Below are 6,000 nucleotides of genomic sequence, written 5' to 3' on the forward strand. Positions count from 1 at the left end.
AGTTTTGAAATTTATATGATTTTTTATAGACTATGAGCGATGCGGCATTGAGAGCTCTTAATTTAAAAATTTTGGCGCAAAAATTTAACCACATTTAGCAGGCGCTCCTTAAATTTAACATACGGTGTTGCGACCCATGCAAAAGTGTGATCAAAACACGTTGCACAAAATCTCTTTGTGCTCGTTGTAACGTTTTTATCTCAAGACTGTTGTCAATTGATAAATCGCCGCGATTTCTTGTGCTTAGTACGTATTACTACTGGGCTTATGGGCTACTTGAAAACTGTGGTATTTACATTTGCTTACTAATAATCAAAAAGATCAATTTCATTATTTGGAATAACGCTATCTAATTTATCAAATTCGGATTGGAGAAAAATAGGCGTATTGCTCAGTATATTCAACATATTTCTACCTTTTACCCAACTATAGTTCCATAGATTTATATGGCTATTCTGTAATTTGCATATTTTCTCGGAAAATTTAAATTCATTTAAATTTTCTTTCAACATTCTATGTAGCCAAATTTGTGCAAAACCAGAATTAGGCATTTTGCTTAATTTTTTGTAAACCAATAAAGATATATTTTTACTATCATCTAATTCTGAAAGTAATTTGCTAATGATTGCGCAACATACAGGTATTGCCTTTGGATTATTATATGCAATATCCGTTGTAATACTGATAAGCTGTTCTTTATTGCGTATCTTTCTTTTTTTATTTCTAATTTTTTCTATTTTCTTGTCAAATTTATTTAATGCCGTATTTAGACTACCAGAATTAGCATAATTAACACTATGCTGCCTAATAAGCAATAGTTGCTTCTGCAAACCGATTCGATAATTTTGTGGAATAAATAACCAAGCCAACTTATCCTTCTTTATTGATTGAGTGATAACATCTTGACTCCCTTTTGTTTTGCTTGCATTTAATTTCAATCCAAAAGGCATCATGATTTCAGAAAGTAATTTCAAAATTATTTCTCCATCATTAGAGTTATTAACAAATATCCGATAATCATCGCGATAGCGAAGGATTTTATAGTCTACAATACCCTGTCTTTGAAGAGTAACGCCCAATATTCTATCTATATATCCCAATACAATTTCAGCAATAAAATCCATTAACACGGAACCTTGCGGAATACCATTGGTCTGTTTATATTGTGCATTTTGAATACTTGTATCAATGATATTCCCCAGTAAACCCTTATTGTTTCTTCCCTGCTGTGATTTTGCAATTGTTTTGCTTTCCACTGCCCAAGCAATCGAATGTGTATATATTGAGCCATAACAATCTGCCACATCCGTATCAAAAACGAAGTCATACTCCAGTGAAAGCAAAATAGACTGCTGTTCTACTTGTTCCCACCAATTTGAAATTTGCTGAGCCTTATCGGATTGTTTATTTTCGGATTGAACAGGTATGCTTAAGCATCTTATTTTTTCGTTTTTACTAAATTTCTTAAATCTTGCCTGCAGCTTCTCCCAATTTATCTGTTCGGTTATCTCATGTACTAATGCCACATAGACTAAAGGATTTATAACCCGAAATGGTCTCCATGATAGTTTACCATCTTTATTGGTATATAAAAGATGGTTTACATCATCCAATTCCCCCATTGCACTTTTTGATTGACTGAAATCATTTAATAAATTTTTTCCAGAATATTCATTTGATACTTTTTCTAATAACTCAGAAAATGAAAAATACCTTAGCAAGTCTATATTGCAATAGCTTTCATGTTTTAAAAAAAATTCTCTTGCCTCAGTAAAATTTAGTTCTAAAATACTTTTTCTGCTCATTTATTGGTTATTCCTTGCTTATTTTATCTGATTGTTTATGTTTAATCTTCCCAAACATACACGCATACCCCACTGACCAACCTCAATTTCAAAGCAGACTGTAGCCGACAAATTTTTCTACTGGTAAGCAGATCTTACAGTGATGTTTGCCAAATTTACGATGCCTAGCAATAGCACTTCTTCGGCGAGCTTATCTTGCCTTCGTCTTTATGGCTTTTATTTCCTTTTCGACCTCTTTTTTTGTCTGCATTTAGCGCCTGGTCTGTTTCGCCCGCATTCATTGGTGCGGAAGCCGCTAACAGTTTTGGGATTTGTTCTTTTATTTTCTCTTTTTTTGGGCCAAATTTACAGTAATATTATAGCGAATAGAGCTTTAGGTGATCTAACAAAAAGGAAAATATCAAAGTTGCTTGGTAGTTTTGGATGAATATGCAAATATAAAATTTGATCACTGAGCGAGAGGCTAAGCGTATTGTTTTAAATTATGGCTCAATCAAACTTAAACGGATTCTCTCTTATCAGTTTCAACAGTTTCTGATATAAGTTTTCCTGTGTAGTTTTAGTATTATATCTAAATTCACATTCTTTAAGATGAAGCAAAAAATTCTCTTTCTTGATGCCTTTAAATTTAGATAATCTATGTTTAGCATAACCCCAGAAGTTTTCTATGCCATTGATATGGTTTTTACCATTTGCAAATTCATTTTTAAAATGCTTTACCCTATAATGAGCTTTAGCTCCGTAATCAACCAATCCATCATAAGCCCTCCAGCAATCAGAATAGATAGTAGAGCTATCAAGCTCGCTATATTGAGATAATATAGGTATCAGTTCATTAGCAGAGCAGTTTTTAACTATCTGGGTATAGACTTTGCCGTCTCTTTTAAGCATACCGAATACGGGTGTTTTATTTGCTGCGCCTCTACCTCTTTTTCCTCTTACTCTTTTAGATCCGAAGTAACTTTCATCTATTTCTATCTCACCGCTAAATTTGCTTATCTTTTCACACTCTTTAGACATAAGAGCTCTTATTTCTCTAAAGATTTTACATAGGGTTGCTTCTGAAATTTTAGTTAAATTCGATATCTTTGATGCTTCTATATCCTCTGCGAAGTATTTTAGAATTTCTCTAAATTTAGCTTCAGAAATTCTTGAACGGACTATATACTTATTTTTCATCGATAAAATCATAGTTAAAAACTCCTTTGAAAGTTTTTAACTTATCTTGAGCCTTTTCTTTTAATCACTCCTTTTGCTTTCTTTTTGTTGATATCTAGGTGCTATCTTAGATTCTGATTATTTTTATGCGTGTTTTGAGCGCAATCATTTCTAGTCTTAATTAAGCGCCAAGGTGAATACGTAAAACTCATGGAATACATACAGAGGACTGCAAAGTAAAATTTATGCAGTGCATGCAGCAAACTGCGCGGAATAATAAAATTTGCGTTACACTCGTTTGCTCGCGCAAACTTGTTTAAATTTTACCCCCAAAGTAACTTATAAATTTAAAGCCAAATAAATCAAACACGAAATAAGATGAAAGTAAAGCCTAGAAAAAGTACAAAAGCAAATTTCATAAATTTCAAAGCCCATGCAATTTATAAAATTTATAATAGAAAGAAGAGCTATAAAATTTGCAAATTTACAATAGCAATGATTAGAAAAGAATAGAACTATATAAAAACTATAAAGTTTATAAAACAAAGGAGAAGCCCAACTTACTCTCCTCTCCTTATTTTATATATTCTTTCTTATTACTCTCCCTTGCCCCTCTTACCTTTAGCCTTAGATGATCCCTCTTCTTTAGCTTCGTCTTTCAACTTAGCCGTAGAGCCTTTTACTTTACCATCCTCATTCATAGCTTTATCCATGCTATCATCCATTTTCTCTTGCATCTTCTTTGATTTAGCGTTTGCTTTAGCTTTAGAGGATTTGATAGTATCTTTGGCTTTTTTACTTGCTTTTTTCTTGGCAGATTTTAGATCACTAATGTCGGTCTGTCCGCTTACGGCAAGATCATCTTTAATAAGCTCAAATCTTTTATCGCCTATGCCTTTAATGTTTTTGATATCCTCGATATCTTTAAATTTATTATCCTTGCGGTAATCTATGATAGCCTGAGCTTTTGCCTCTCCGATACCGGGAAGTGCCATAAGCTCTTCTTTACTTGCGGTGTTTAAATTTACTGCTGCTAGCATAAATGCAGGAAGCGATAGAAATAGTGCGGATTTAAATAGGTTTTTCATTAAAATTCCTTTGAGGTTGAAATATTTGTATTGCCAAATAAAACGTCTATTGGCATTGAGCGCTTTTATATACCTATCCCACGTCAGTGCTAGAAAAGGGATGCGCCCATACGCTATTACGCTATCTTGCAATACGTTAAGATTATATTTGTAGCGGGCTTAAAGGGAGATAAAATTTAAGTGGATATATTGAAATTTTATCTGCTTTGATCGTTTTATTAAATAAATACGTTAAATTTTAGCTTGATCTTAAAAATCAGATAGGCGATAAGGCTAGATATATTAAATTTAATACTGGGCTGCTTTTTGGCAGTCGCTCCACCGCTAACGGATAAAGCTAGATATATTAAATTTAATACCGCAAGCATTGAAACGGGATTTAGATTTAAATCATGTAAAAGACTAAGCGGCGGTATTTATGAAATTTAGCCCGATTTGCCGCACACGGAGACTTTTTACGTGCGAGACTATATACAACAATACGGCGACGGGATGCTAGTGTTATAAAAGGCACGGATACTTTACATGCAAAGCTAGACGAGCGATCTTAATAAAATTTAGCTGCATTCATAAGCTTCTTTTGTGTGGCATGCTTTTTACGGGCTTGATTTTTAATAGGGTTTTATCTGCTTATAGAACGTTTCATTATATTAAGTAACAGCGCTTGCCAAGCTTTATTTGGCATATAGTTTAAATCATTCGAAAGCTTTATAAGTGCCGGCGGCTTTATAATTTAGATATAAAAACGCGGTAATGTATTAAAAACGAACGTATAAATCATAAATGAGGCTCGTAGAGGTTAGAAATAAAGATCGCGCCATAGAAGTTAAAAAGCAAACGCAACAGATAGTATTAAAAAACAATACGAACAAACAAGTATTATAAAAAAATTTCAATCCGTATCATTTTTCACTCAATATAAGTCAAATTTAATGCAGAGTTTTGAGATTTTGTAATGATGGAGGGCTAGATTTAAAATTTGTATTTGCAGAAGGTTCTAAAATTCTAAAAGGCTATAGAATTTTAAATTTATCAAGCAATATTTATTGGCTAAAAAAGCGATAAGCCAAAGATGCCGGAATAGAATTTAAATTGAAAATTGTATGGAAAGTTATGGAATTTTAACAAAGCCTGCAGCGACCTACTTTCCCCGTCCGAGTAACGGATAGTATCATCAGCCAGGACGAGCTTAGCTTCTTGGTTCGAGATGGAGCAAGGCGTTTCCTCGTCTGTATAGCCACAGGCAGTGTTAAATAAGGGATTGCTTTTATTGTTTGAAGTAAGATCGCGAATACGTTACGAGCTTTAGCCCCGTAGCATATGAGCTTTACTCGTTCCTGCCTGTTCGCCTTATATCAAAAATACTTCGTAATCTAATTTGGATTAATTTGTAGATTACGGATATCTTTTATAATCTCTTATTTAACACTGCGTTCATCGTTAAAGTCAGATCTTGTTTTATAAAAACGGAGTTTGTTTTAGGATTGATGCCTTAAGTATAAATTTGATTATTCATCTTTGCTTTTAAATTTAATACCCAAGGCCATTTTACAAAGTATTTTTACTTTTAGACAAGGCGCGTGAGCTAGGATAAGGGAGCGAACATATAAGTTCGTGACCGCAATCCGAAGCGAAACTTGGCGCAGTATAAAATAAAAATACTAAGTAAAATTTTATCCTTAACAAGGAAGTAATGCTTAAAAGATAAGCAAACGAGCTATTAGTACCGGTCAGCTAAAGGACTTTCATCCATTACACATCCGGCCTATCAAACTAGTAGTCTACTAGAGCTCTTAAAAGAAGATTCATCTTGGAGTCGGCTTCGAGCTTAGATGCTTTCAGCTCTTATCGCATCCCGACTTAGCTACCCGGCGGTGCTCTTGGCAGAACAACCGGTACACCAGTGGTCGGTTCAACCCGGTCCTCTCGTACTAGGGTCAACTCTCCTC

The 6,000-nt window shown here is 33.9% G+C and carries 2 protein-coding genes, 2 rRNA genes and 1 pseudogene; all 5 read right to left on the bottom strand.

Going from position 1 to position 6,000, the window contains the following annotated elements:
- Positions 1–305 precede the first annotated feature (305 nt).
- Entirely contained in the window at positions 306–1,805 is a 1,500-nt protein-coding gene (locus Q0224_RS10280; protein ID WP_297951101.1) for an RNA-directed DNA polymerase, read from the bottom strand.
- A 489-nt stretch (positions 1,806–2,294) separates the two neighbouring features.
- Positions 2,295–2,996: an IS1595 family transposase gene (locus Q0224_RS10285; RefSeq protein WP_297951102.1), complete on the bottom strand. Its 702-nt coding sequence runs from the start codon at positions 2,994–2,996 to the stop codon at positions 2,295–2,297.
- 815 nt (positions 2,997–3,811) lie between these two features.
- Positions 3,812–4,051: pseudogene (locus Q0224_RS10290) on the bottom strand (helix-hairpin-helix domain-containing protein); the annotation flags it as partial.
- Between the two features lie 1,128 nt (positions 4,052–5,179).
- A 5S ribosomal RNA gene (rrf, locus tag Q0224_RS10295) occupies positions 5,180–5,296 on the bottom strand.
- A 455-nt stretch (positions 5,297–5,751) separates the two neighbouring features.
- Positions 5,752–6,000 (bottom strand): 23S ribosomal RNA (locus Q0224_RS10300); the annotation flags it as partial.

Origin of the sequence: uncultured Campylobacter sp., from assembly GCF_938002845.1 — a bacterium.
Classification (GTDB): Bacteria; Campylobacterota; Campylobacteria; order Campylobacterales; family Campylobacteraceae; genus Campylobacter_B.

What these genes read in the sequence shown, in the direction of transcription:
- Q0224_RS10280 (WP_297951101.1), bottom strand. Translation starts at nt 1,805, where the DNA reads ATGAGCAGAAAAAGTATTTTAGAACTAAATTTTACTGAGGCAAGAGAA.
- Q0224_RS10285 (WP_297951102.1), bottom strand. Translation starts at nt 2,996, where the DNA reads ATGATTTTATCGATGAAAAATAAGTATATAGTCCGTTCAAGAATTTCT.